Raw genomic sequence first — 23,324 nt, 5'->3', positions numbered from 1 at the left:
GGGGCGCCATCCCAAACCGCAAACGACGACCGACCTCCCCCGTCCGGCAGGCCGGCCCCAGAAGCATCCGCCGACCCGCAATTGCACGATGCGCGCGGCCAGGTCATCCAGTTCCGGGCCGGAAACAGCTTCATGATCCGGAGCGGTTGCGTCCCGCCTCAAGGCGAGGGTCGGCATGGTCCGATGAAAGGGCGGGGCGCGCAACAAGGCAATCGATCCGCCCCCTTGCCGAGGTTTTGCGCTGCCGATGTGAAGCACCCTCTCCTCTACCCGCATCGCTTGTCGTCCCCGGGCATTCGCGATGCCATGTCCCCTCGAAATCGCCTGAAAATACAGGCTGCATTCAATGCCCGAACGTCGCTTCGACGACCGTCACCTCATAGAGGTATACCAGACAATTCAAAATCGACAACGAAAGCCTGCATGAAAAAACGGGTCAACATGTCTGTATTCATTCATTTTCCAAATATAATTTTTACCCCAGCACATCAGACCGACCGCCTGCTCCTTCACAGTAACGAACGATAGAATCGGCGCAGCCGTTCGGCATAAGCGCCATAGGAAAACTGGGATGCACGCTTTGCTCCGTTTCGCTGCAAAGCCAATCGCCGAGAAGAAGTAGCATTCAGGTCGTCCAATATCCGGATTCCTCCGGCGATATCGGCAATGTCCAAGGGATCGACCAGGATCGCCGCGTCCGCCGTAGCGATTTCCTCGGTCGCCCCGCCCCGCGCGGTCAATACCGGCGTCCCCAGGGCCATCGCCTCGACAATCGGCAACCCGAATCCCTCGGCCAGCGAAGGAAAGAGCAGGGCATGCGCATCCTGGATCGCCCGGATCAGACTGGGCCGATCGCACCAGGGCAGACGTATCACGGGGGTGTCGCCGACAAAGGGCGCGTAATCGGGCCTGTCATCCCCATCGGGTCCGATCAGGACCAGCGGCCGTCGCGTGCCGCTTCGGGCATGGGCAGCCACGAGGCGACAGATGTTCTTGCGGCTTTCGACGCGTCCGACATGCACGAAGTAGCCCGGCGGCGCGGGCGGCCGCGCCTCCCGCGCCTGGCCCAATTCGTCGCTGGAGAACCCGACCGCCTGGGACAGGTTATGAACATGCGACAGCGGGATGCCGCATTGGGCGGCGATATCGCGACGCGCCGTTTCGGAAATCGTCACCACCGCATCGGCCGAGCGAACCAGGCGACGCATCAGGCGCCGATAGCGCACCGGCTCGATCCCGGTCAGGTCCGGATGCGTCAGGGGAACGACGTCATGGATCGTCACCACATTCCGCGCCCCCTTCACCCGTATGGGCAGGGGATAAGTCCAGTGCATGATATCGGGGGGCGACGGCACCGAAACGGTCGCCAAAGCGCCCCAAAGCTTGAATTTGACGTGCGCGATCCGAAAAATATCGGGGCACACCACATAGGGCACTGGCCCGTCCCTGCGCACCGTTGCGGGATAATCCCCCCGTATGGTCTGCAACATGCGCAATAGACGCCGGCCCGGCGAATGCGGATGGCCAGCCGGCGCCCCCTCGACGCTGTCGGTCAGATAGGTCGCAGGCGTGCCCGCCTGCTCCAGACAGTCCGCGATCGCCTGGGTGTAGCGCGCCACGCCGGTACCGCCGGCCCGTTTCGCATTGCGACCGTCCAGCCAGATTGCAGGCCCGTCAGACAAGGGGGGCCTCGTACATATGGGTGAGGCAGCAGGGGAATATAAAATTTATTTTACAAAACAGCCGCAACGCCAAAATTCCCCCAGCCCATGTGGCCTTCGCAAAAAAACGCACCAACTCGTCGAACGAAATCGAAAGGGATATTGTGCCCCGAAACACGCAACACCTCTGCATGCTTTATAGGGCGACGCCATTCATCGGCATGGCAAAACATCCCCCTTCTGTGTATGGACTGCGCGCTATCAGACATCTGATGACACTGTTCGGGGCTGCCGATTTCACCCCGACCGCTGGGATTCGACCTGGGCGTATGCCACGCGCCGAACAAGACACAAGGTGGTAGAATGCAGGCTTGGGCCATCGCCGTCGTATCGGTTCTCGGACTCCTGACGCTTTTCGTGCTTCGGACGACCGGGGGCAAGATCACCCGGCCGATCCTCAACGACATCCCCGACATCGCGATCGGGGGGACCTTGTGGCTCGCACTGTCATTGCTCACCCAGCGTCCGGCGTCCTCAGCATTGCTGTGGGCCGTTCTTGCCGCCGGCCTGCTTCTGGCCGATCACACCAAGCGTCAGATTCTTCGGGAACCTGTTGTCTTTGCCGATGCCAGTGAACTCTTCCTGGTCTTCACCCATCCGCGCTTCTACCTGCCCTATGTCCATCCCGCCCTCTTCTACGGCATCGGCGGCGCGTTGGTCCTGGCGACGGCATGGCTGTTTTCGGTCGAATCCCCCGCCATGCCCGGCAGCCCCATCCTGTCACGCGTGGCGGGGGCATTGCTGCTGCTGCTTCCTATCGCCGCCTATTTCTGGCGCCCGTCGCTGAACCTCATGGCGAAAGTCCTGCGCAAGCTGGGGCCGAGCGGCGATCCCGTGCTGGACGCGGAAAAGCTGGGGATGCTCGGCAGCTTCGCCGCCCATACCGTCTGCTCGCGCCAGGAACGGCCGGAGCGCCGGGCCGCCTGCAGCTTTGGCATCGTGACCGTTCCACCGGACAAGCCCCCGGTGGTTCTGGTCCAGGCCGAATCGTTCTTCGACATCGGCCGGCTGGCCCCTGCCCTGCCTTCGCCCCTGACGGAATATGCGGCGTGCCGGAACCGCGCCTGGCGGTATGGCCACCTCAACGTCGATTCCTGGGGGGCCAACACCACACGCAGCGAATTCGCCGTCATCAGCGGCGCCTCCCCCGCCGACCTGGGGCTGGATCGCTTCAACCCTTACCATTCCTTTGCCCGCGAGCCCATCGACACACTGGCCGCACGCCTGCGTCGGGCAGGCTACCTGACGGTCTGTGTCCATCCCTATGACCGGCGATTCTACAGCCGGCACAAGGTCATGCCCAACCTCGGCTTCGACCGGTTCATCGGGGGCGAGGCCTTCGGCGCCCGGCATGGCCAACTCGTCTCCGACGAAATATTGGGCGCCTGGGTCAATGACTTCATCGCCCGTCAGACACAGCCCGTCTTCGTGTTCGCCATCACGGTCGCCAACCACGGCCCTTGGCCGACACAGGCCACGACCCCCGGTCCCTTCGCCTCCGAACTCGGCGGTTATCTGGACAGCCTGATGAGTACCGACCGGATGATCGGCCAACTCGCCTCCTCGCGCTGGCTGAACGACGACGGCGGCATATTCGCACTCTATGGCGACCATCAGCCAAGCCTGCCCGCGCTGTCCCGCGGCGGATTCAATATCGATTCCTCGACCGATTATTTTATCCTGGACGGCACACGCCCCGCAGGCAACCGACGCGACATTGATGTCCACATGCTGGGCCACAATATTGCAGACTGTCTTATGAAACGTTCCCACCTGTCTCGCAACATCACAGCTACCCTGCCATTTTCCGCTACGGGAAGCATGACAGGCATGACAACCGGGCCAAAAACCGTGTCCAGATCACGACTTTGATCGGGCGGGCCACCCTTTATCTTCTACCTGGAAAGCTTCGCAAGGCATGCAACGCCTCGAGCGCGCCTTCAAACCCTGAAATGACGGTCCTTGTCTTCATTTCGCCGTTCTTGCGAAATGTTATTCTCGGTCTCGCTCTTGACTGGCACTACAGGTGAAGCGCCAGGAAAGCGCCGTTTCCTTCCGGCATCCCGGCGTTCCAACTGCAGTGCCCGGCGAGCGGTGAGACGCCTCCCGCCGGGACGAATGGCAGAAGATCATCCAGGATCGACAAAGAACGCGGGAATCGCAGCCCCCGCGCGAAGGGCGTCGTCTATCCTGTCGCAAGCAGCGAGGGCCTCGGTGACGGTGACATCCATGTCCAGATAGCGATAGGTGCCAAGCCGCCCGAGAAAAGACACGCCAGGTTCTGCCCTGGCCAACTGGATGTAGTTATCCAGCATATGTTTTTCCTGGGCGAGCCTGATGGGATAATAAGGGGTGTCATTCGCGCCGGCGAGACGGCTGTATTCGCGGAAACAGACCGTGCGTAAAAACTGATCCTGCTCCCATGGTGCGAAATGCTTGTGCTCGGATATGCGGGTGAAGGGAACCGCCTCATCACAATAATTCATGACCGCGGTACCCTGATGATCTCCGTCGTCCTCGAATCGTTCAAAATCGAGCGTCCTGTATCCAAGACGTCCGAGACGGAAGTCGAAATAACGGTCGATCGGGCCGGTGTAGAATATATGGGAAAACTGTTCCTCCACGGCCTCAAATCGCGTGCCCAGCCGGACCTCGATTCCCGGAGCGTCAAGAATGTTCTTGATGATCGAGGTGTAGCCGTTTTCCGGCATGCCTTGCCACGGGTGATTGAAATAATTGTCGTCGTAATTGAACCGCAGAGGAAGCCTTTTGAGAATAGACGCCGGCAATTCGGTCGGTTCCAGCCCCCATTGCTTGCGCGTGTATCCAAGAAAAAATGCCCGGTAGAGTTCGGGGCCAATCATCGAGAGCGCCTGTTCCTCGAAATTGCGCGGTTCCGTGATAGAGCGGTCGGCCTTCTCCGCGATGAACGCCCTTGCCTCGCGGGGGCCCATGGTCGTGTTGAAAAACTGGTTGATGGTCAGGAGATTGACAGGAAGCGTATAGACTTTCCCCTGCGAGACCGCCTTGACCCTGTTGACGAACGGACGGAAGGTACCGAACTGTCCAACGTATTTCCAGGCGCGCTCATCCGCCGTGTGGAAGATGTGGGGGCCGTAGCGGTGCACCATCACGCCGGTCTCAGCATCACGTTCCGTGTGGCAATTGCCGCCGAGGTGCTGGCGCTCGTCGAGCACGACTACGGTGTGGCCGGCACCGGCGAGATGGCGGGCGACAATCGCGCCGCTGAAGCCGGCTCCGACAATGCAATATTTCATGATATCTCCCGTTTAACGCGGACTATGCGGGCTTGTGAACCAAGCGGAACGTGGCAGGCAAAAAGGATTCCTGCCGCGTCCCCACGCTCTGCGAACCGCTATTTGGCAACCCAGGCCGCGCTCATGGCCGGACTCACCAGGGTACCGATCAGGTTGACGAGTTTGTAGAGCCGATCGGTTTTCGCATTCGCGACATAAATCAGATCTTTGTCCTTCATGGCCACCTTGCCAGCCAGGAAATACGCTGTGGGCTCCATCATATCGAGCTTGTAGATAATCGGTACCCCGCCCGGACGAGGTGAAAGTCCAAGCTTTCCAGCGACTGGGTTGCTCTCGAAGCGGAAGAGAAACACGGCATTGGGATCAGCCCGGGCGTCATCCGGGCCGCCGATCCGAGCGGCGGCCTGCGCCAGGGTCAGCACGGGCGTGTTGAACGGTGTCTCGGTCACGTGCGCGGCGCCGAAAACGGTATAAGTCCTTGGCAGATAAATCACCTGCACCTGGTCGCCCGGCATAAGCGGGATATTCTGGGTCGGATCGTTCTCGAGCGTTCGCAGCGGTACGCGGCCGGTAACCCCCTTGCGCGAGAGCAGCACGATGCTGTCTTCCGTTGAATGGGTCGCCCCCCCGGCCATCGCTACGATGTCGAGAAGTCCTTCATGGGCAAGCGTCAGGAACTGGCGACCCGGATGGTGGATATCACCGGAGACAATGACCGAGTTGTGCAGATCGGTCAGGATATGGACAAGAACCTGAGGATCCTGGGCCAGGCCGGCAAGGTGACTGGCAATTGCCTTGCCCAGTTCCGATTCGGTCATGCCCGCAGCGTGCAGGTTGCCGATATAGGGGAAAGGAATATCGCCGTGCTGGTCCACCCCGATGGGAGGCAGCATCGTGACGTTGGAAGCGGGGGTATCGGGCGCACTGCTGCTCCGAGTCCGGGCGCCCGCCGCGCTGTTCCCTGATGCAAAAAGCCCGCTTCCCACCTCGAACACAGAGATCGACAATTCGTCGCCCGGCCCGATCGTCCCGTTTGCTCCGAGCGCGGGAGCAGTCGCATCCAGGGTCGACAGCGAAGGAAGCTGTTCGGACTCAAGAACGGAGACCGTTGCCGGTGTAAGCGGAACGATACGAAAGCCGAGAGGATTGTGCCCGGGCTTGTCCTGGGAGCTGAGCACATCAGCTTCAATCGGTCCTGTGCCTGGCAACGCACTGCATCCAGCCAATGACAGCACGCCCGCCACGAGAACAACAAGCCTAGCAAGGGATCGGGACATTATATCTCATTGTGGTGGTGACCGACTGGCGCTCCTTATGCCTATGCATCGTCCAGACTGCAACAAGGCGCGGTGCTGTCCGAGCCGTCGTGTTCCAGTCCGGCTGCACGCGTCCGGCGGAAGCAATCTTGCATCGCTCGGGTGTCTTGTGGTCATTTGAAGGGTCAAATTGAATTTCTGGGGAACCGGCATCAAATGAACTTTGTCTCTGCGGAAGCAGCACAGCAGCATTCGGCGGATGAGGCCATATCCGTAGGCAAGCCTTTCCCCTTTTTTCCAATCAATTTCAGGCCTGACCAGAGAAGCAAGCCGCTTTATATGGTCAAACCCTTCACGGACATGGATGATCACGGAAATGTGATCATCGAGCGCGGACAGGTCGTCACGTTCGACGGGTTCATGACGGCGCTCTATGAGCGCGAGATCAATCACATTGTCCCGAACGCAAAGCTCTACTTGGAGTTGGAGATCGCCGGGAATTTCCGGGTTGGACTCTACCACCGCTCGCAGGCAGGGCAGGTCACGGAATTCGCAACACAGAAGTTTCTCGTAGAAAAAGGCGGGCCGGACAGCCGTACTGTCCGTCTGGATTTTGACATCATTGGTGCCGAGGCGCGCATCGGACGGTGGTACTTCAGTATTGAGGCACTTGATTTCTATTCGACCGCCCAATCGGCCGTAACGAATGGCGAGGCTCTCCAGCACCAGATGTACCGTATGGCTTGGAATGCCATGGATGGAGCCGCCAACCCGCTGCGCGATGTCATCCTGAAGCGTGCCTGCTGGGGAATTTACGATGCGGCCTTGCAAGAGATCCGCCCCTGCTTCGTGATCTGCACTTTCAAACGCGAAGAGCAACTGGCGGCAAATATCGACCGGCTGGTATCTGCCCTGGCACCGCATTGTCCGGGGTACGGCATCGTTGTTGTCGACAATGCAGGCACCGTACAAAATCGTCCCGAATGGCCGGATAACGTCAGGCTCATAGCCCAGCGCAACGTCGGCGGCGCGGGCGGATTTGGTCGCGGCATATTCGAAGCCCTTGAGGGTGGAACGTACACGCATATTGTCATGTTGGATGACGATGCAGATGTTGAACCGACGGCTATTACCCGTCTGATCAATCTTTTTCGTCTCAGTCGTGATCCCGATGTCTTTATCGGGGGCGCCCAGCTCGACGTGTACAATCCGGTCCTTCTGGCGGATGGCGGCGCGCACTGGGTACCGGACCGGTTTGAACGGCCGTTCGCGCGGCTTCCGCCCACGGATCTTGGTGAGCTGGAGGCTAAGGATGCGCTCATGCGTAACCACAACCTCAATTTCAACGGCTGGTGGCTCTTTGGCGGACATGTTGACGGGTTCAGGAAGTTTGGCATGCCCTTGCCATGCTTCGTGCATCTGGACGACGTGGACTACGGGGTGCGCCTTTCAATGCGCGGTGGCCAGGTTCTCTCGGTACCAGGCATCGCAGTGTGGCATGAACCCTACTACGCCAAGCCGGAAGGCTGGTTCGCCTATTATAATATTCGCAACGAGCTGATCCGCCTTTCCTGCCATACTGAAATTCTCTATGCGCTGCTGCTCGGGGACGATTTTGCGACACGGCAGGCGGCAGTGGAGAAGCGTATCCGCTCGCAGATGCGTCGTGTAACACGGCTTCTCCTGCGCCGTTTCCGCGGATTTTCCGATATCTACCATTACGGATCTGCGATGCTGCTGGCGATCGCGATTGAGGATTTCCTGAAAGGTCCGGATATTCTTGAACGTACCGACGCGGCCGATCTTCACGCGCGGGTCATGAAAGTCTACAAGGAATTCTCGGTCAATCATACGTTCAGCACCAGGCTTCCTGTAGGCGTGATCCCGACACCTCCCGGCACATCAGACAAATTTATCGTTCCTTGGGTCAGCGGAACAAATCGCGGGCGCAGCCTACTGACGCGCGCCTACAACCTGTACCAGCAGGCCAGCCACAACGGAAACATCACCCTTCGTGCCAAGCGTCCCTCTCCGATGCAGATTCTGTCTGCCCGCAAGCGACAGATGACGGTTTTCAACAGCCGCAACGATATCAACTGGCGCGATATCCGGGCGGGGCGCGACTGGGCCTACTATGATCCGCAAAAGATCGGGTACCATATTTTCAGCAACGACCCCTCGCTTTACCATCAGGCCCGCACCAGACTTGCCCGCGCCCTGCGCCAGTTCCAAAAGGAGATAGTGGTCGTGCAACCGCAATGGGCAGCACGGTACGATACCCTGACATCCGAACCTTTCTGGCGCGAACTGGTCCGGACCTTTGACATCTGACAGTCCGCGCTGGACGGTCCTGCAAGCTGGCCACGCAGGACCGGGAGCGGACTGGCAGGACGATTTTTTTCTCCGCCCGTGGCAGCGTTACGCGCACACCGGGGCCATGGCGCTGCGTGTGTCTGCCACGGTGCCGGTGACGGTTGCCGTCATTGCAATCGGCGACGAGCGTCGGGTTCTTGGTGAATGGATATGCGGCCAGGGTGTGACGACCCTGCCGCTGGGGGAGGCTGATTCGCGCGCGGAGCATCTGCGTTGCGAAATCGCGGATGCGGGTGCAGATGGCCCTTCGATCGCGATCGAATGGGTGTGCTCTGAGCCCGCCGTGCGTTCGCCGGCGATCGCTGTCGTCATTTGCACCTACAACCGCGAGGTCGCCCTACGGAGGCTGGTCGATGCCCTGTCAGCGCAGCATCAGGCGATTGCCGCCCTCTGGATCGTAAACCAGGGCGATCCCGGACTCGCGGAACGCCTGTTCTCCGCGGCCGATCCGTCTTTCCTGCGCGTCGTGGAGCAGGAAAACCGCGGAGGAGCCGCGGGTTTTACCCGTGGGATCATCGAGAGTCTGAGCGACGGACGGATCACTCACGTCCTTCTGATGGACGACGACGTCGCAATTTCAGGCGAACTGGTCACGCGGCTGGAGAAAATCTGTGCGTATGTTCCCGATACGCTCTGCATCGGCGGCGCGATGCATGATATTGCCGATCCATCCCGCCTGATCTCGCTGGGTCACGATGTCGATCGCCTTCATCCCGCTGTTTATGATCGTGTACCGCGCGAGGGGCTTCTGCTGGGTCGCGAGGAGACCACGCGCGTAATTGCCGCGGCCGCCGAGGTCGATTTCTGCGGATGGTGGTGCCTGTGCCTCCCGCGCCTGGCGATTGAGCGCTGCGGGCTCCCGTTGCCTTTCTTTATTCGCGGCGATGACGCGGAATATGGACTTCGCTTGACGGAGGCGGGATTCCCGACAGTGATGTGGCCCGGCATTTTCGTGGAACATGAAGCCTTTTCCCGGAAAGCGCGCTCATGGCACCATTTTTATGATCGCCGCAACGCATTGTTGCGGACGCTGCTGCATGGCCCACCGGGGCGGCGAGTACCCATTTTACGCCTGGCTCGCGGGGTGGTCGATGCACTGGCGACGTATCGCTATGAACTCGCAGAAGCGGGAATCGACGCGCTGGCGGCCTATATGGACGGGGCTGCCGGTCTGACCTCCTGGGGAGCTGACGCGCACTGCGCCCTGGTGAAACGTGAAAGTCCGGATTTTCCCGTACCCGGTGTCGTTCCGGTGACGCTGGACCGCCACCCCTCGCCGGTGATCCGTACGGTGCTGACGGTAGGACGTGTTCTTGGAGATCTGCCGCGCAAGGCAGTTGCGTCCGCTCCTGTTCCGGTCGCCGCCCCCGTCTGGATCAGCGGCACCCGCCAGCGGCCAGACGCAGTGCTGGTCGTGTCGAACGGGCGCGCCACATTTCATTCATTCCAACCTGCGCGTCAGCGCTTTCTGGTCAGGGAACTGTTCCTGGTTGTCCTGCGTGTTCTGTTCGGGCGGCATCCATCGCGGCGGGACCTCACGGCCATGATAACACCCGACTGGTGGCGACGCTTTCTCGGGATCGATGTTTCCCAGTGGTAATATCGGGTGCCGGGCTGGCTACACTTGGGTCTGACTGGCGCGGCACCCCGTCTTCGACTTGCCCCAGCGGGGTCAGATTGCCTTGCAACCTGGGGTGAGATATGAGGTTGGCATGAATGGGTACCATATTAACGCGCGTGATGCATCGGGCCTCCAGACTGAGGTAAAGGCGAAGGATCGCCTACGTGTATTGCGAGATCATGGCGGTATTATACTGACGGTTGTGTTGCCGACGCTGTTCAGCGCTGTTTATTTTTTTCTGCTTGCGGCACCCCAGTATGTCTCCGAAACCAGTTTTGTGGTGCGCGGTCCTGCGGGCCAACAAGGGCTCGTCCTGTCTGATCTACTGTCCTCGCAGGGGGAGAATGGCGCCACCGAAAATACCTTTGCGGTACAGAATTATATGACGTCCCGCGACGCTGCGGCGTTGCTACGCCAGAACAGTGAACTTCGGGAGGCGTTCAACCGACCTGGAGCAGACGCGCTTGCCCGTTTCCCCGGCTGGCTGCACCGAGATGATTTCGAGCATTTTTTCTGGTATTACAAGAAACATATAACGGCTGAATTGGACACCAGCAGCGGTATCTCGACGCTCCGCGTCCGCACATTCCGGCCAGAAGATTCGAAGCAAATTGCCGAAATCGTGATCAGCGCGAGCGAAGCGCTCGTGAACCGGATGAACGAAAGGCAACGTCAGAACACAATCGGTAGCGCCCTGCATGAGGTGGAACTGGCTGAGGAAAAATACCGGTCTCTCTCCCGCGACATTGCGCGATACCGTACGACCCAGTCGCTGCTCGACCCCGAGCGCCAGTCCCAGCCGCTGCTTGAGCAGATCGTCGGCCTTGAGGACGCGGAGATTGCTGTCCAGCTCAAGCTGACCGACCTTCTTCGTGCGACCCCGCAGAGCCCGCTGATTCCGGTGTATCAGCGCCAGAGAGAAGCCTTGGCGGCACGAATCGTGGCGTTGCAGCCCCGGATCACCGGAAAGGACGATTCCCTGGTCTCGCGGATTCCGGATTACGCTGATCTCCAGGTTCGTCGCCAACTGCTGGAACGCGAGCTTGCCGCGGACGCCACTGCCTTGGCCGCAGCCCGCGCCGAGGCCAATCGTCAGGCTGTATATCTCGATCAGGTCGCCACGCCGAATCTTCCCGATTATGCGGTTTATCCGCACCGTCTGGTTTCCGTCATCGTCACGTTTGTGAGCTGTTTTGCCTTATTTCTAATGGCGCGCCTGCTGATCGCCGGTGCACGGGAACATCAAGATGTCTAGTGGTCTGAGCTACCGCCCGACGACCCTCCGGCATGCATTTCTCCTCCAGATGAGGGTGATATGGGCGCTGATGATGCGCGAAATTCACACGCGTTTCGGAAGAGAGAACATCGGTTTCCTTTGGGTCATTGGCGAGCCGATCCTTTTCTGCTCGGGGGTCGCGATCATGTGGACAGCGATCCGTCCCCCCCATGAGCACGGCTTGCCGATTACGGCGATCGTCATCACGGGCTATGTCCCGCTGACGATGTGGCGTCATAGTATCCAGCGTTCGGTCAAGGCGTACGAGGCGAACGGGTCGCTGCTGTTCCATCGCCAGGTGACGCCGCTCGACATCATCGTTGCCCGATGGGCCCTGGAAGTTCTCGGCACGTTGATGGCTGGTTTGCTGGTGGGCAGCGGCGCCATCCTGGGAGGATACATGAAGCCCCCGCTTCACTGGGGAATCCTTTACGCAGGTCTCGGGTTTCACGCCATGTTCTGCCTCGCCACGGCGCTGATTTTCGCGGCACTGACGGAAATGTCCGAGACGGTCGAAAAAATCGTCGGGATAGCGACCTATCTCTCGCTCCCATTTTCCGGCGCATTCTCGATGGTCGCCTGGTTGCCGCAAAAAGACCGGTGGGCGATGCTATGCGCTCCCAGCGTCGAAAACATGGAAATGATCAGGGAAGGCCAGTTCGGTTCCACAGCCCATCCCATTTACGACATCAACTACGATTTCTGGGCGACCCTGACCTTGCTACTCATCGGGATCTACCTCACGCTCCGTGTGCGCCGCCACATCGTCGTGCAGTGAACTAGGGATCTCTCCATGCTTCGGTGTATTGACATCTGCAAGGATTATCACATCCCCGGAAAGGGGCCGCGACGTGTTCTCGACCGGGTCAATTTCCAGCTTGAACGCGGGCAGAAGCTGGGCGTTCTGGGACGCAATGGGGCCGGGAAGTCCACGCTTATCCGTATTCTGGGTGGCGTCGACTTGGCCACGTCCGGCCGGGTCGAACGGACGATGTCGATCTCGTGGCCGCTCGCCTTTACCGGGGCTTTCCAGGGCAGCCTGAGTGGGCTGGATAATCTGCGTTTCATCTGCCGGATATATAATCTCGACTACACCAATACACGCGCATTCGTCGACGATTTTGCCGAACTCGGCAAGCAGCTCGGCGAGCCGGTCAAGACCTATTCATCGGGTATGCGTGCCCGCCTTGCTTTTGCATTGTCGATCTCTATCAATTTCGATTGCTATCTGATCGACGAGGTCGTGATGGTGGGCGATGCGCGCTTCACCCAACGCTGCCAGGACGAATTATTCGTCCAAAAGAAGGATCGGGCACTCGTGATCGTCTCGCACAGCATGGATTTCATTCGTGATGTCTGTGATCGAGGCGGGGTAATCCACGATCGCAAGCTTCATTTATGCGGTGACGTCAGCGAGGCGATCAACGAGTACGAGGCCCTCAATCGCTGAACAAATAGCCTCGGACCTGCGTTCCCCCAATCGGTGGCGCTGGTTGATTATTTAAGTGTTTAAGATCTGCTAACATTTTGCGATCAGGAACGAGGCTGCGAGGGAGTAAGGTACCCCCTTCAGGGTGGTCCATTGGGTAAGATGGAATTCACTGCTGAAGGGATGACAGATGCCATCGAAGAAGCACAAGCCCGAGGAGATCATCGGGAAGTTGCGTGAGGTCGAGATTGTTCTGGGCCAGGGCGGGACGGCTGCGGAAGCCTGCCGGCGGATTGGAGTCAGCGAACAGACCTATTATCGCCGGCGCAAAGAATATGGTGGCCTGAAAACCGATCAGGCTCGCCGGATGAAGGAGCTGGAAAAGGAGAATGCGCGGCTTCGTCGGGCGGTCACGGACCTGACGCTGGACAAGCTGATCCTGCAGGAAGTCGCAAAGGGAAACTTCTGAGCCCCGCGCAGCGACGGCGCTGCATCAACCATATTCGCAGCGTGATGCCGGTGTCCGAGCGGCGGGTGTACCGCGTTCTGGGACAGCATCGGTCGACACAGCGCAAGGTGCCGTGTGGGGCAGATGATGAAGAGGCACTGACTGAGGATATCATCGCCCTGGCCCGGCAATATGGGCGCTATGGCTACCGCCGGATTACGGCGTTGCTGCATGGGCCGGCTGGGCGGTGAACCATAAGGGGGTCGAACGGATCTGGCGACGCGAGGGGCTCAAGGTACCCCAGCGACAACGTAAGCGCCGCCGCTCTGTCAATGACGGCTCCTGCATCCGGGGAATATCCTGGCCACGTTGCCGAACTGTTCCTCTGGCAGGGACCGCCTGCCCATATCCGGCCTGATAATGGCAACGAGTTCATTGCCGGCGCGGTCCGGAAATGGCTCGGGCGGATCGGCGTGAAGACCCTCTACATCACCCGGGCTCGCTTTGGGAGAATGGCTACAACGAGAGTTTCAATGGCTCCTTGCGCGACGAATTGTTGAACGGCGAGACCATCTACAGTCTGGCGGAAGCCAGGATCCTGATCGAGGCCTGGTGACGACATTACAATACCGTCCGTCCCCACAGTCGTCTCGGCTACCGTCCACCGGCACCGGAAATGGCGACGGAGGCTCTCATGCACTAACAATTACATCGGACTACCCGGTGGGCGCTGCTCAAGATGCGGCAGGAAATGTCTGACGACGAATGTCAGGTCGTCCAGACCGAAACCGGTCAAACGGCGGATCTGACAGACAACGGCCCGTTCTTTGTCCGTGGCTTTCCATACCAGTTTTCCCGGACGGCTGCTGTGATCCTGACAGGCTCTGGTCCAGGCTCCGTCATTTGCAGACCGTTTCATCGCTGATCCCATAGCGACGGGCCAGCACTCCCGCTGGCTCGGACGAACGGGCAATTTCCGCCCGAACCACGGGTGTCGTACGGGGCTGCGGATGGATCTGAAATATCATTCAGTCTCCCTGCGGAAGGAAGCAAACCATAGCCTGTAACAGGAGATTACTCGGTCTACACTACCCCAATGACGTATCACAACCTGACAGTTAGATAGTCGTCTCTGCTGATCGAAAAACATCCTCAGTTGCACGTATGCCGGACATGAATGCCTGATTCGACCAGAGATAGTCCCATTCACCAAAACGACCTGCCAAATAGACATCTTGGCTACGCACCCAATCCCGGACAAGATCACGCCGTTCTTCCATATGGCGGTCGAATACGACATTGCCATATGGAAGACGTTTATGATGCGTGAAAATGATATCCTCTCGAGTGACAAGTTTCATTTTTTCAAGAGCTACGAGGCAATTTTCAATAAGTTCGGAAGCCTCCCGCGTTTGGGGAACAACTGGTGAAGAGTAGATTTCGAACTGAAGCGAAGAATGGCCAGCGGGTGCATTGTTGGGCGATTTCCAGCTCGGCGAATAGACACGCGCGGCTAGAGTGTCTTCATCGTAAATATAAAACCACAAGCTCGGCGAGACATCCGGCTTTCTGATACCGATTGACACGATATCAACTGCCGTCGCGAAAAGTCCTGACGCCGCCTCGCGGACCTTTTCCGGCACATCAATCATGAGCTCTATTAAGCGCGGCAAAGGAATGGTCGCAATCAAACGACTATAGCTGCAAGATTTTCCATTGCCGAAATGCACCGTCTTTCGACAATTGTCAATTTCAACCGCCTGATGCCCGCAATGAAGCTCGGCGCCATCCAGAAGAGGCTTCAAAAATGCACGATATCCACCCTGCTCAGGATAACGCATTGTCGATATATAATATGTATTCGGCGCGCGTGGACTCATTGCACCCATCAGTAATTCACGCAGATCCGCGCGACGCATCCGGCTACCGATCCATTTCGTTCCTAATTTTTCGGCATCCAGCGTCCAATACTTGCGCGTGTAGCGCAGTGGCCAGCGTTCAGCGATTTTTTCTCCATACTGATGCATGAGCCAGTCACGATAGGTGTCGATTTCGACCTCCATCGGGGTATTAGCCACATGCTCGGCAAAATTCGCAATGAGATCGGTTTTTTGTTCCGCCGGGAGCACAAACATATTGTTCTGGACGGGGTGCGGTAGCCAGTAGCCGTCATCCCAATTCAAGGATCGGGCTTCATGGTTGAGATACGGCGTGCGATCAAACACATTCCGTACCTCTGGTTCGGTGGCGAAGGAAAGATGAACGGCATTATCGAATATCCATTCACCCTCTGGCGTCGTCAGGGCAAAACTGTCGAGGAGTCCCCCCGCACGCTCCGCCGCTTCGAATATCGGCACCCTATGGCCAAAGTCGCGGGCACGATAGGCAGCCGCGAGGCCCGCGATGCCGCCACCAAGGACAATCACAGCATCATCATGCGTCATATCGATTCAGCCTCTTCCGCAAGCAGGCGCATTACATAGCCCGCAAGAGCCTCATCCCAAAGCGGCATGATGTTCAGTCCCATGAGAGCAAGCTTATCGTTCACCGCTGCCTCGTTTTCCGCAACCGAAGCAGCGCGCTTGAAGCGTGCCGGACGCAAGTGAGACGAAAGGCCTGCCAGTTCCATGATCCGAGCCACGTAGTCGAAGCGTGACACTGCTCCGGTGGCAACGCAGTTAAACGTTCCTACAACGCCAACCTCCAGCAATACCAGTGTCTGGCGCACCACATCATCAACCAGCGTGGGCGAACCGGTCTGAAAGGGGTCCGAAGCCAGTTCAGGTTTGCTACGCGCGTCCCTTATGCGGGCCCAAACGAAATTCTTCTTGTGGGTGATGCTGCCGCCATACAGCCAGCCCAAACGCAGGATGAGATGCCGGCACCCGGCCTCACGAACCGCAAGCTCGCCTGCAACTTTACTACGATGGTGCGCAGTAGTAGGAAAAACGGCCTCGAAATCAGAATGCGGGAGCAGATCACCATCCTGATGCCGGCCATAACAACCTGTCGACGAAAAATGCACTAGAAGTGCGTTAACCTGCCGGGCAGCCTGCGCCACCAGCCCGGGCAACACAGCATTGACCGCGAAGGCGTCAGCCGGATCCGCTTCCGCCCGATCGACATTCGTGTCGGCGGCACAATTGATGATGACCGTGGGCGCCAGCCCAACGATCCTATCGAGCAGAACGCGAGGTGACGATACGTCGAGTTCGCCACGAGAAAGCGTCTGAAACGCGACATCCGGGCACAGGGCCCGAAATGTGCTCCCGAGCATCCCCCCGGCGCCAAGGAGCAAAACCGTCCCGCGAATCATCTTGTCCACAGGAAATGTTCAAGTGGTACGGTCTCGGCCTCAGCAGGGTCATGCGGAATTGAAGCAACGTTGAGGAGCATGGAAGGCCCCTGCGCTACGCCTCGAAAAGCCACGAAATACCCTGGAGGAACCGTCAGACGCTGGTAGTCATCCGCAGGCTCAGGCGCAAGTTGCACATCGCAGAGGACCTGGTCCATGTCCCGAACGACGATATGGATACGACCTGTCAGGCACACCAAATTGAGCACCATCTTGAAATGGCGCTTCCAACCTTTGGTTTCACCCTGCAGGATCTGAGAAAAATATACCTCACCAAAGCCCGCGAAACCTGGATCGCTTGCCTTCAGGCCGTGCAGCACGTCCCCCTTTGGCGTAGAAATGCGTCGCAATGGAGTCAGGAAGGGTGCCGTCACGACGCCCGCCCCTTGCTCCATACCCTATGCCGCTCTTTCGCGAATTGTTCATATTGCGTGATCTGTTCCAACGTGACGTCCAGCGCGCTCTCCTTGTCTTTCAGGACACGGCGATACCAGGATCCGGTCATGCTCATGCATTCATGATAGGAAAGATTGGCTTCCCAGTTCATATGCAGCAGCGCCTTATCGCAGTTCAGCTTGAGCAGGCCAGCCTCGTGGAAGGGAATGCTGCCGGTAATCTCGTAAGCATCCGCTTCGGAGCGAAGTCCCCATATCACTCCGAGATCGCCAAGAAGCTCGACAACCGTGCGGTTTTGCTCTGCGCGCGGGCCAAAGTTGTAGGACTCACCGTCAAATTTTTTCGACGTGGCCAGTCGCTCGCCAAGCGTGAGATAGCCACTTAAAGGCTCAAGGACATGCTGCCAGGGACGCGTCGCGGACGGAGAGCGGATTTCCACCTTGCGCCCCTCGCCCCAGGCACGGATGCAGTCCGCAACGATCCGATCCTCGGCCCAGTCCCCACCGCCAATGACATTCCCCGCGCGCGCGGATGCAAGACGTACTGGATGGTTCTTCCCTGCAAAGAACGAATGGTAATAAGATCGGAAAATTAATTCGGCAGCCCCCTTTGAGCCGGAATAGATATCCTTTCCGCCCATGGCGTCGGTTTCGCGATAACCCCAGACCCACTCGACATTGTCATAACACTTGTCCGACGTGATGATAATGGCAGTGCATGACCAATCAACATGCCGGAGAACCTCCAGGACATTCGCCGTTCCCGTCACATTGGAGGTGATGGTTTCCAGCGGATCCTTGTAGGATGTCGATACGATAGGCTGCGCTGCCAGATGAAACACAAAATCGGGACGAAAAGTCAGAATGGTATCGCGCAACGAAGAGAGATCCCGAATATCTCCGATTCGATGCTGCATCTTGCTGGAAAGATCTGCCAATTCAAAAAGAGAAGGCGTGGTCGGAATATCTTTTGAATATCCACAGACCTCTGCCCCGCATCCGAGCAGCCAGGCAGATAGCCACGCCCCCTTAAAACCAGTATGACCGGTAATAAGAACGCGCGCGCCGTTATAAACGTTGTCGAAACTGGATATTGCCATCGCTTCAATCTTGCCAAAAAAAACAGAATTTAGCATCCGCTGAATTATCTCAACCCCGGATTACCAAATTTTCCAGGGAGCCTCGCCAGAATCCCACAATTTCTCCAGATGAACCTTATCCCTGAGACTGTCCATGGGTTGCCAGAACCCCGAATGGCGGAACAGGCCGAGTTGCCCATCTCGCGCCAACGTCTCCAGTGGTTCCTGTTCCCACGTCGTGTCATCACCGGCGATTCTCTCGCCTACTTTCGGCGACAGCACGAAGAACCCCCCGTTGATCCAATTACCATCTCCAACGGGCTTCTCCAGGAAAGAGACCACCCGCTCATTGTCCAGCTTCAACGCTCCGAACCGTCCAGGCGGCTGTGTACCGGTAACGGTGGCAGCAAGACCATGCGACTTATGAAAATCGATCAACCGGGTGATATCGACATTTCCGACCCCGTCACCATAGGTCATACAGAAGTACGGATCGTTTTCAACGTAAGGTAGAACGCGCTTGAGGCGCCCACCCGTCATAGTCAACTCTCCCGTGTCCACAAGGGTAATTCGCCACGGCTCAGCTTTAGCAAAATGCGTTTCAATCGTGTTGTTTTTGAGATCAACGGTTACATCCGACATGTATTGGAAATATTTCAAGAAATATTCCTTAATGACATGACCTTTGTAGCCGAGACATACGACAAAATCGTTTATCCCGTGCGCGCTATAGATCTTCATAATATGCCAAAGAATGGGCTTTCCACCAATCTCCACCATTGGCTTCGGTTTTGTCGCTGTCTCCTCGGCCAAACGCGTACCCAAACCACCAGCCAGAATAACGGCCTTAATATTTCCCATTACACACCTCTTACTATATCGCATTACAGAAATATTTTGTCGCGATCAATTCCGCCAGTTATGGCGTAACTGCCTTCAATATGATAAAGTGCGGCTAGACGATTTGCTTCATTCATAGCCTCTTCACCATCGTAGTTGACGGCCATCGGCCGCGTATGCGACACAGCAACGTCATCTATGATTGCCATTCGTCCCGGAACCCTACCTCCCAGTCCTCCCCAAATATGATCGAGACAAAAGGCACTCTTTGTCCCATTAAAAGCCGGAAGGCATAGTTTCAGTGTCTCCCGAGTAAAGATAGGACACATCAACTCTACAAAATTACTATATCTCAAGAGATACTCTTTATTTTGAGCCGTTACCTGATGATTTATAAATGAAGAAGAATTTACCGCCAAGGAAGGCTGCGCAAGATCCAATCTTGATCGCGTAAAAATATTAAATAGCCTGTTTATATCCCGCCACGAGGTTTCAAGGTCATCGTCCGGAAACCAGAAATTTTCATAATCCAGAAGAGAATATTTTTGAGAAAAAAGATTAAAAATTGCTCCGAATTTTCGCTCTTTTTTCTGGTGAACAAAATATTCACAACCCTCTATTTCCTCAGGAACCTCGGAACCATACCAGCTTATACATAAGTCCCAATTCCTATCCTCTTCACTGATATACTTCGGCCAGAAATAATGTAGAGATTTCGAATTCGCTCGCAAAACAACAAGATTTTTTCTCGTTTTTTTTTCAAATTTGTTTATTTCTCGAACGAACTCTATTGTATCTGCTTCATTATTCTCTTCAAAGTCAGCTAGAGAGGGCATTTGAATACGCTGAATTACATGCTCAACACGCGAATCAACCAATGATTTTCCGCGCATTTCGGTTACGCCGAGATCATCTTCCCCGACCACCTCGAAACGCGTAGTCGTTACTCCGGAAATGTCCTGAAGCGCCAACTTTTCACCCGTGAGGCGCCAGCAGCGTTCCAGAAGGTTAATGTACCCTCCAATTACACCGTCGTTGCAAAAACGCAAAACCGGCGCAATAATGATTCCGTCAGATCTCAAAAACCTCCAAGCATGATCTTTGAAATACTTTTCGGTTAGCAGGGCCATATAACTCATCTCTCAAATTAATAGAAAGCTGTTTTAATTTTAACCCGATGTTGCAACCTTCGTCAACTCGGGTAGGCTGCTATTTACCGAAATAGGGCAACAAAAGCAGTCTGCGCTGGTATGCCGCGACTATAAACAGGACGCCTCTGTCTTGCCCCGAACGTCAGCCATGATGATCCGCGAAATCACATTACACGACTGCGCCGGTGCTTTTCAGAAGCCGCGCGTCGCCGATCCGCGACCTCGGGGACCGACAGTAGAAGGGCGATCGTCTGACTGCGACTGTCGACCGAGCGATGCAAGAGATCCGAGTCCCTGACCCTGATGTATGTATCCTCCCATCAGGCCGCTAGACTAGGATCAGATGCATGCTCCCAGATGACGCTGCGCCCGCCACTCCGTGCCGATTAATCGGAAATGGCACTCAGTGCGACACGTTTGTAAGTGCCCGAGCTAGTACAAACATATATATAGTTATCGTCCGCCATTATACGACCCTTTTTGCAAGAACTAGTCGAATTAGGTGTATAATTTTTTGTCAAAGTTAGACCAGAAGCCCCAACATAACCATTTTTATCAACAATGAACGATGTATTGCCATTTTCATCATATGCCTGCACAAAGCTCCCCCCTTCGGACGCCGTTGTTTTATACATCTGCAGCGACTGTACCGAGGAGCGAATAGAAATTCCGGTGCCCCACAGGATCGGCTTTATTCCGCCATACGAGCCATGTTGAATATCAAGCGCGACGCAATTACATGTTAATCCATCGACGCCTCCACCCGTAATGAATAGCCCGCGCGATATGCCGCCGTCCGCCACCCTCCCATTAACATTAAGGTCGATTTCGTCGACGTTTCCGGAGTTGGTATTGAGGTTCAGCACGTCATTATCGACCTCGGTGCCGATAGCAGTACCCGTTCCACCACCGGTTCCGGTATCCGCGCCACGATAGACGCAAGCGATCCCCCGGTGATTCGCAACAGCGTCCCCGTTGTTTGGGCGCTCGGGGAGGCATTCAACGGACAGGCCCTGATAGGTGACATATTGGCCGGCGGACGGAATCGCAGCGGGGTCAAACTCCATCTTGAGGTTCGTCGTCACGTTCCATGGGTTCGTGTACGTGGCGTTGAACGTGCCATGGCCCGTGCTAGGCGTGCCGACACCAGCACCTGAGATCACGTTGCCATTCAGAAAGCTTATCCCGACATTATCATTCCTTAGGCTGCCGACGCCGGTATACAGCAAGCGACTTGACGACCCTATGATGTTGTCGATTCTGTACCCGCCGGAAAAATAGGGAATGTAGACGATCGGAAAACCGGACGACGTATAGGCTCCAAGAAAGCTGGAACTACTGTCCACTGCCCCTGGTCCGGCACCGAAATCCAGCACGTTTGACAGATCGTTGAAATGCTTAGCCAACGTGCGCAGAACCACGCCGTTTCCTACCCCCCCAACCGCCTGCGCGCCGTCAAGGGTGCCTCCGTGGATTATAGGATCAAGCGCTTGCCCGTTGCTGGCATCCATTTTGGCGCCTATGGCGGCTGTCAGCGCAGGGGGGGGAACAATGTTAGACGGATTACCCCTCTCCTGAGGGGCCTCCCATGCGGGCGTCGTATTCGTAGGGAACGCGAGCGCGCAGGTAGGAGCACATACTGAAACAGCCAATAGTAAATGGATCGAGCGATTCATTATCTGTCCTTCTGTCCTGTTGTTGGAGGAGAGATACTCAGAATAGCACCTGTGGGCGAAGGATTGTGCCCACTACTGTACGGTCAAGTGGCGATAGTGCATCAAGGAAGGCCTACTATCAGCCTCCACCGAAAAGGAGTTGAACTGCGCCAAATTTCCCGAAGGGCTCTGAGGCTGACTTGAAGTGAAATTATATTCGATGCTGCCGGGGAAAGGCATCCAACCCATCAACAATCGCCGCATTCTTAACCCCATCGGCTACCTTATTCCAGCAGCGGCTGAAGCCAATTTCCACACTACTAGGCAAAGTGCGGCGGGTATGACTTAATCAAATCGGCTTCCGAGAGGCCCGGCGTCGTGCAGGGACCAAATATCCAGCACGCTCTCAATGCCCTGTCTCGTGAAACCGGGTAGTCGACGGTAATCCGGCCGTCTGTGGCCGCGTCGATGATATCGACGAAGCGATGATTATACACCACCCGGTCGAACCCATAGCGTTACGTGAAAACACCCGCTGCCCGGACACCTCGTCCGTCCCGGTCATGGTCACCACGATTTCCGCTTCCTCCGCTTCCAGTTGTTCCAGTTCCAGACCATTCAGGGGGCTGCTGCCGTCGATGACGTGCAGCAGGGGAAAAGCAAAACGCAGGACCAGCACATGAGACTGCATTAGCGGGCCAGCCGGCCATTCGGCTGCACGATCAGGCGCGCCAGCGACATTTCCAGGCTGACCGATAGGATCGGGCTGAGTCGCCGGTTCGCGATCCAGATGCTGAGATGCGGGCCCCCTTCTTCGGCGCGGATCAGGGCGCGGTCGCTGACGATCACCCGTGCCTTGGGGCGAGAGAACCGGGCGAAGACGAGGCCGGTGGCGACCGCATTCAGAAGCATGCCGCCCAGCAGTTCGAGCGACACAATGACATGCGCCACAGGCCCGACCGGCGCCATGACGCCATATCCCACGGTCGACAGGGTCTGGATGCTGGAAGAAAAAGAAATCCCAGAACGCGTGCGGATGCGCCCCCGTCACCTGATCGGGAACGACCATGTACAGCAGCGCGAAACCGACATTGATCAGAATGTAGAGCGCCAGCGAAACCTAGGAAAACGTGCCCCAGCGAATGGTGAGCGCATGGTGGTACAGATCGGACCAGGCCCGGTCGGCATGACCGGCGCGGACGATATTATCATGCCCTCCGTCCTCCAGGGCATGATGATGAAGCAGGCTGGAGACAACCCGCTTCCTGTGTGAAGCAACTGGCTACCGCCTTCGGTCCGTCCACATCGGTGGATTCCGACGGAACCGTATTCTGAACCATTGCCGGACACCCTCGCCACCTTCGTGTTCCGCGCAAGATGGCGCAGAACGAACGCGGCGCGTATCCGGAAAATCTGCGGGGTCATGCACCGCGAGGAAATCGACGAC

General features: G+C 57.1%; 19 protein-coding genes and 2 pseudogenes. 8 read left to right on the top strand and 13 right to left on the bottom strand.

What is annotated here, in order from left to right:
* Positions 1 to 509 precede the first annotated feature (509 nt).
* Positions 510 to 1,682: a glycosyltransferase family 4 protein gene (locus HLH34_RS01910; protein WP_183117879.1), complete on the bottom strand. Its 1,173-nt coding sequence runs from the start codon at positions 1,680 to 1,682 to the stop codon at positions 510 to 512.
* A 396-nt stretch (positions 1,683 to 2,078) separates the two neighbouring features.
* Here HLH34_RS01910 and HLH34_RS01905 point away from each other — a divergent pair, with 396 nt between their 5' ends.
* Positions 2,079 to 3,593 carry an LTA synthase family protein gene (locus tag HLH34_RS01905; RefSeq protein WP_264784505.1) on the top strand — a complete coding sequence of 505 codons (1,515 nt, stop codon included), beginning with the start codon at positions 2,079 to 2,081 and terminating at the stop codon, positions 3,591 to 3,593.
* Between the two features lie 257 nt (positions 3,594 to 3,850).
* Here the strand turns inward: HLH34_RS01905 and glf are convergent, their stop codons facing one another.
* Positions 3,851 to 4,999, bottom strand: coding sequence for a UDP-galactopyranose mutase (gene glf, locus HLH34_RS01900; protein ID WP_183117877.1), 1,149 nt, complete (start codon positions 4,997 to 4,999; stop codon positions 3,851 to 3,853).
* A 98-nt stretch (positions 5,000 to 5,097) separates the two neighbouring features.
* The gene (locus HLH34_RS01895) at positions 5,098 to 6,243 is read right to left on the bottom strand and encodes a polysaccharide biosynthesis/export family protein (protein ID WP_264784507.1); all 1,146 of its coding nucleotides are present in this window, start codon (positions 6,241 to 6,243) and stop codon (positions 5,098 to 5,100) included.
* Between the two features lie 228 nt (positions 6,244 to 6,471).
* On the opposite strand from HLH34_RS01895, the gene HLH34_RS01890 reads away from it, so the two are divergent.
* The 6 genes and pseudogenes from HLH34_RS01890 to HLH34_RS01865 all read left to right on the top strand — a co-directional run bounded on the left by HLH34_RS01890 (position 6,472) and on the right by HLH34_RS01865 (position 14,105).
* Positions 6,472 to 8,586 (top strand): glycosyltransferase, encoded by a 2,115-nt coding sequence (locus HLH34_RS01890; protein ID WP_183117875.1) that lies wholly within the window; start codon positions 6,472 to 6,474, stop codon positions 8,584 to 8,586.
* A gap of 106 nt (positions 8,587 to 8,692) precedes the next feature.
* A complete protein-coding gene (locus HLH34_RS01885) occupies positions 8,693 to 10,228 on the top strand; it encodes a glycosyltransferase family 2 protein (RefSeq protein WP_183117874.1) in 1,536 nt (511 codons plus the stop codon).
* A 112-nt stretch (positions 10,229 to 10,340) separates the two neighbouring features.
* Complete coding sequence (locus HLH34_RS01880) at positions 10,341 to 11,504, top strand: capsule biosynthesis protein (protein WP_220791992.1); 1,164 nt, start codon at positions 10,341 to 10,343, stop codon at positions 11,502 to 11,504.
* Between the two features lie 70 nt (positions 11,505 to 11,574).
* Positions 11,575 to 12,303 (top strand): ABC transporter permease, encoded by a 729-nt coding sequence (locus HLH34_RS01875; protein WP_244959548.1) that lies wholly within the window; start codon positions 11,575 to 11,577, stop codon positions 12,301 to 12,303.
* A gap of 15 nt (positions 12,304 to 12,318) precedes the next feature.
* On the top strand, positions 12,319 to 12,975 hold the full coding sequence (locus HLH34_RS01870; RefSeq protein ID WP_183117871.1) for an ABC transporter ATP-binding protein: 657 nt from the start codon (positions 12,319 to 12,321) through the stop codon (positions 12,973 to 12,975).
* 169 nt (positions 12,976 to 13,144) lie between these two features.
* A pseudogene (locus tag HLH34_RS01865) lies at positions 13,145 to 14,105 on the top strand (integrase core domain-containing protein).
* A gap of 27 nt (positions 14,106 to 14,132) precedes the next feature.
* On the opposite strand, the pseudogene HLH34_RS19295 reads toward HLH34_RS01865, so the two are convergent.
* The 10 genes and pseudogenes from HLH34_RS19295 to HLH34_RS19285 form a co-directional block, all read right to left on the bottom strand.
* Positions 14,133 to 14,427 (bottom strand): annotated as a pseudogene (locus HLH34_RS19295) (IS481 family transposase); the annotation flags it as partial.
* A gap of 93 nt (positions 14,428 to 14,520) precedes the next feature.
* On the bottom strand, positions 14,521 to 15,846 hold the full coding sequence (locus HLH34_RS01860) for a protoporphyrinogen/coproporphyrinogen oxidase (RefSeq protein WP_183117870.1): 1,326 nt from the start codon (positions 15,844 to 15,846) through the stop codon (positions 14,521 to 14,523).
* The gene (locus HLH34_RS01855) at positions 15,843 to 16,718 is read right to left on the bottom strand and encodes an SDR family oxidoreductase (RefSeq protein WP_244959568.1); all 876 of its coding nucleotides are present in this window, start codon (positions 16,716 to 16,718) and stop codon (positions 15,843 to 15,845) included. The genes HLH34_RS01860 and HLH34_RS01855 overlap by 4 nt, the downstream gene beginning before the upstream one ends.
* Complete coding sequence (locus tag HLH34_RS01850; RefSeq protein WP_264784508.1) at positions 16,715 to 17,131, bottom strand: dTDP-4-dehydrorhamnose 3,5-epimerase; 417 nt, start codon at positions 17,129 to 17,131, stop codon at positions 16,715 to 16,717. The genes HLH34_RS01855 and HLH34_RS01850 overlap by 4 nt, the downstream gene beginning before the upstream one ends.
* The gene (gene rfbG, locus HLH34_RS01845; RefSeq protein WP_244959547.1) at positions 17,128 to 18,288 is read right to left on the bottom strand and encodes a CDP-glucose 4,6-dehydratase; all 1,161 of its coding nucleotides are present in this window, start codon (positions 18,286 to 18,288) and stop codon (positions 17,128 to 17,130) included. Before rfbG ends, HLH34_RS01850 begins: the two co-directional genes overlap by 4 nt.
* A 24-nt stretch (positions 18,289 to 18,312) precedes the next feature.
* Entirely contained in the window at positions 18,313 to 19,092 is a 780-nt protein-coding gene (gene rfbF / locus HLH34_RS01840) for a glucose-1-phosphate cytidylyltransferase (RefSeq protein ID WP_220791991.1), read from the bottom strand.
* A 23-nt stretch (positions 19,093 to 19,115) separates the two neighbouring features.
* Positions 19,116 to 20,201 (bottom strand): hypothetical protein, encoded by a 1,086-nt coding sequence (locus HLH34_RS01835; RefSeq protein ID WP_183117867.1) that lies wholly within the window; start codon positions 20,199 to 20,201, stop codon positions 19,116 to 19,118.
* Positions 20,202 to 20,608: 407 nt separating this feature from the next.
* Positions 20,609 to 21,643, bottom strand: coding sequence for a hypothetical protein (locus HLH34_RS01830; RefSeq protein ID WP_220791990.1), 1,035 nt, complete (start codon positions 21,641 to 21,643; stop codon positions 20,609 to 20,611).
* A gap of 640 nt (positions 21,644 to 22,283) precedes the next feature.
* Entirely contained in the window at positions 22,284 to 22,568 is a 285-nt protein-coding gene (locus HLH34_RS19290) for a hypothetical protein (RefSeq protein WP_244959546.1), read from the bottom strand.
* Positions 22,568 to 22,846 (bottom strand): hypothetical protein, encoded by a 279-nt coding sequence (locus HLH34_RS19285; protein ID WP_244959545.1) that lies wholly within the window; start codon positions 22,844 to 22,846, stop codon positions 22,568 to 22,570. Before HLH34_RS19285 ends, HLH34_RS19290 begins: the two co-directional genes overlap by 1 nt.
* Here HLH34_RS19285 and HLH34_RS19280 point away from each other — a divergent pair.
* Positions 22,845 to 23,150 carry a hypothetical protein gene (locus HLH34_RS19280; protein WP_244959544.1) on the top strand — a complete coding sequence of 102 codons (306 nt, stop codon included), beginning with the start codon at positions 22,845 to 22,847 and terminating at the stop codon, positions 23,148 to 23,150. The genes HLH34_RS19285 and HLH34_RS19280 overlap by 2 nt on opposite strands.
* Positions 23,151 to 23,324: the final 174 nt, after the last annotated feature.

Origin of the sequence: Gluconacetobacter azotocaptans, assembly GCF_014174355.1 — a bacterium.
Lineage (GTDB): Bacteria > Pseudomonadota > Alphaproteobacteria > Acetobacterales > Acetobacteraceae > Gluconacetobacter > Gluconacetobacter azotocaptans.
This window is presented reverse-complemented; position numbering and strand designations above follow the sequence as displayed.

Coding starts and splice junctions, on each gene's coding strand:
- glf (WP_183117877.1), bottom strand. CDS start 4,999: ATGAAATATTGCATTGTCGGAGCCGGCTTCAGCGGCGCGATTGTCGCC.
- rfbF (WP_220791991.1), bottom strand. CDS start 19,092: ATGGGAAATATTAAGGCCGTTATTCTGGCTGGTGGTTTGGGTACGCGT.
- HLH34_RS19280 (WP_244959544.1), top strand. CDS start 22,845: ATGACGCCATATCCCACGGTCGACAGGGTCTGGATGCTGGAAGAAAAA.
- HLH34_RS19285 (WP_244959545.1), bottom strand. CDS start 22,846: ATGGCGCCGGTCGGGCCTGTGGCGCATGTCATTGTGTCGCTCGAACTG.
- HLH34_RS01885 (WP_183117874.1), top strand. CDS start 8,693: ATGGCGCTGCGTGTGTCTGCCACGGTGCCGGTGACGGTTGCCGTCATT.
- HLH34_RS01860 (WP_183117870.1), bottom strand. CDS start 15,846: ATGACGCATGATGATGCTGTGATTGTCCTTGGTGGCGGCATCGCGGGC.
- HLH34_RS01875 (WP_244959548.1), top strand. CDS start 11,575: ATGATGCGCGAAATTCACACGCGTTTCGGAAGAGAGAACATCGGTTTC.
- HLH34_RS01890 (WP_183117875.1), top strand. CDS start 6,472: ATGAACTTTGTCTCTGCGGAAGCAGCACAGCAGCATTCGGCGGATGAG.
- rfbG (WP_244959547.1), bottom strand. CDS start 18,288: ATGCTAAATTCTGTTTTTTTTGGCAAGATTGAAGCGATGGCAATATCC.
- HLH34_RS01880 (WP_220791992.1), top strand. CDS start 10,341: ATGAATGGGTACCATATTAACGCGCGTGATGCATCGGGCCTCCAGACT.
- HLH34_RS19290 (WP_244959546.1), bottom strand. CDS start 22,568: ATGCAGTCTCATGTGCTGGTCCTGCGTTTTGCTTTTCCCCTGCTGCAC.
- HLH34_RS01870 (WP_183117871.1), top strand. CDS start 12,319: ATGCTTCGGTGTATTGACATCTGCAAGGATTATCACATCCCCGGAAAG.
- HLH34_RS01835 (WP_183117867.1), bottom strand. CDS start 20,201: ATGGCCCTGCTAACCGAAAAGTATTTCAAAGATCATGCTTGGAGGTTT.
- HLH34_RS01855 (WP_244959568.1), bottom strand. CDS start 16,718: ATGATTCGCGGGACGGTTTTGCTCCTTGGCGCCGGGGGGATGCTCGGG.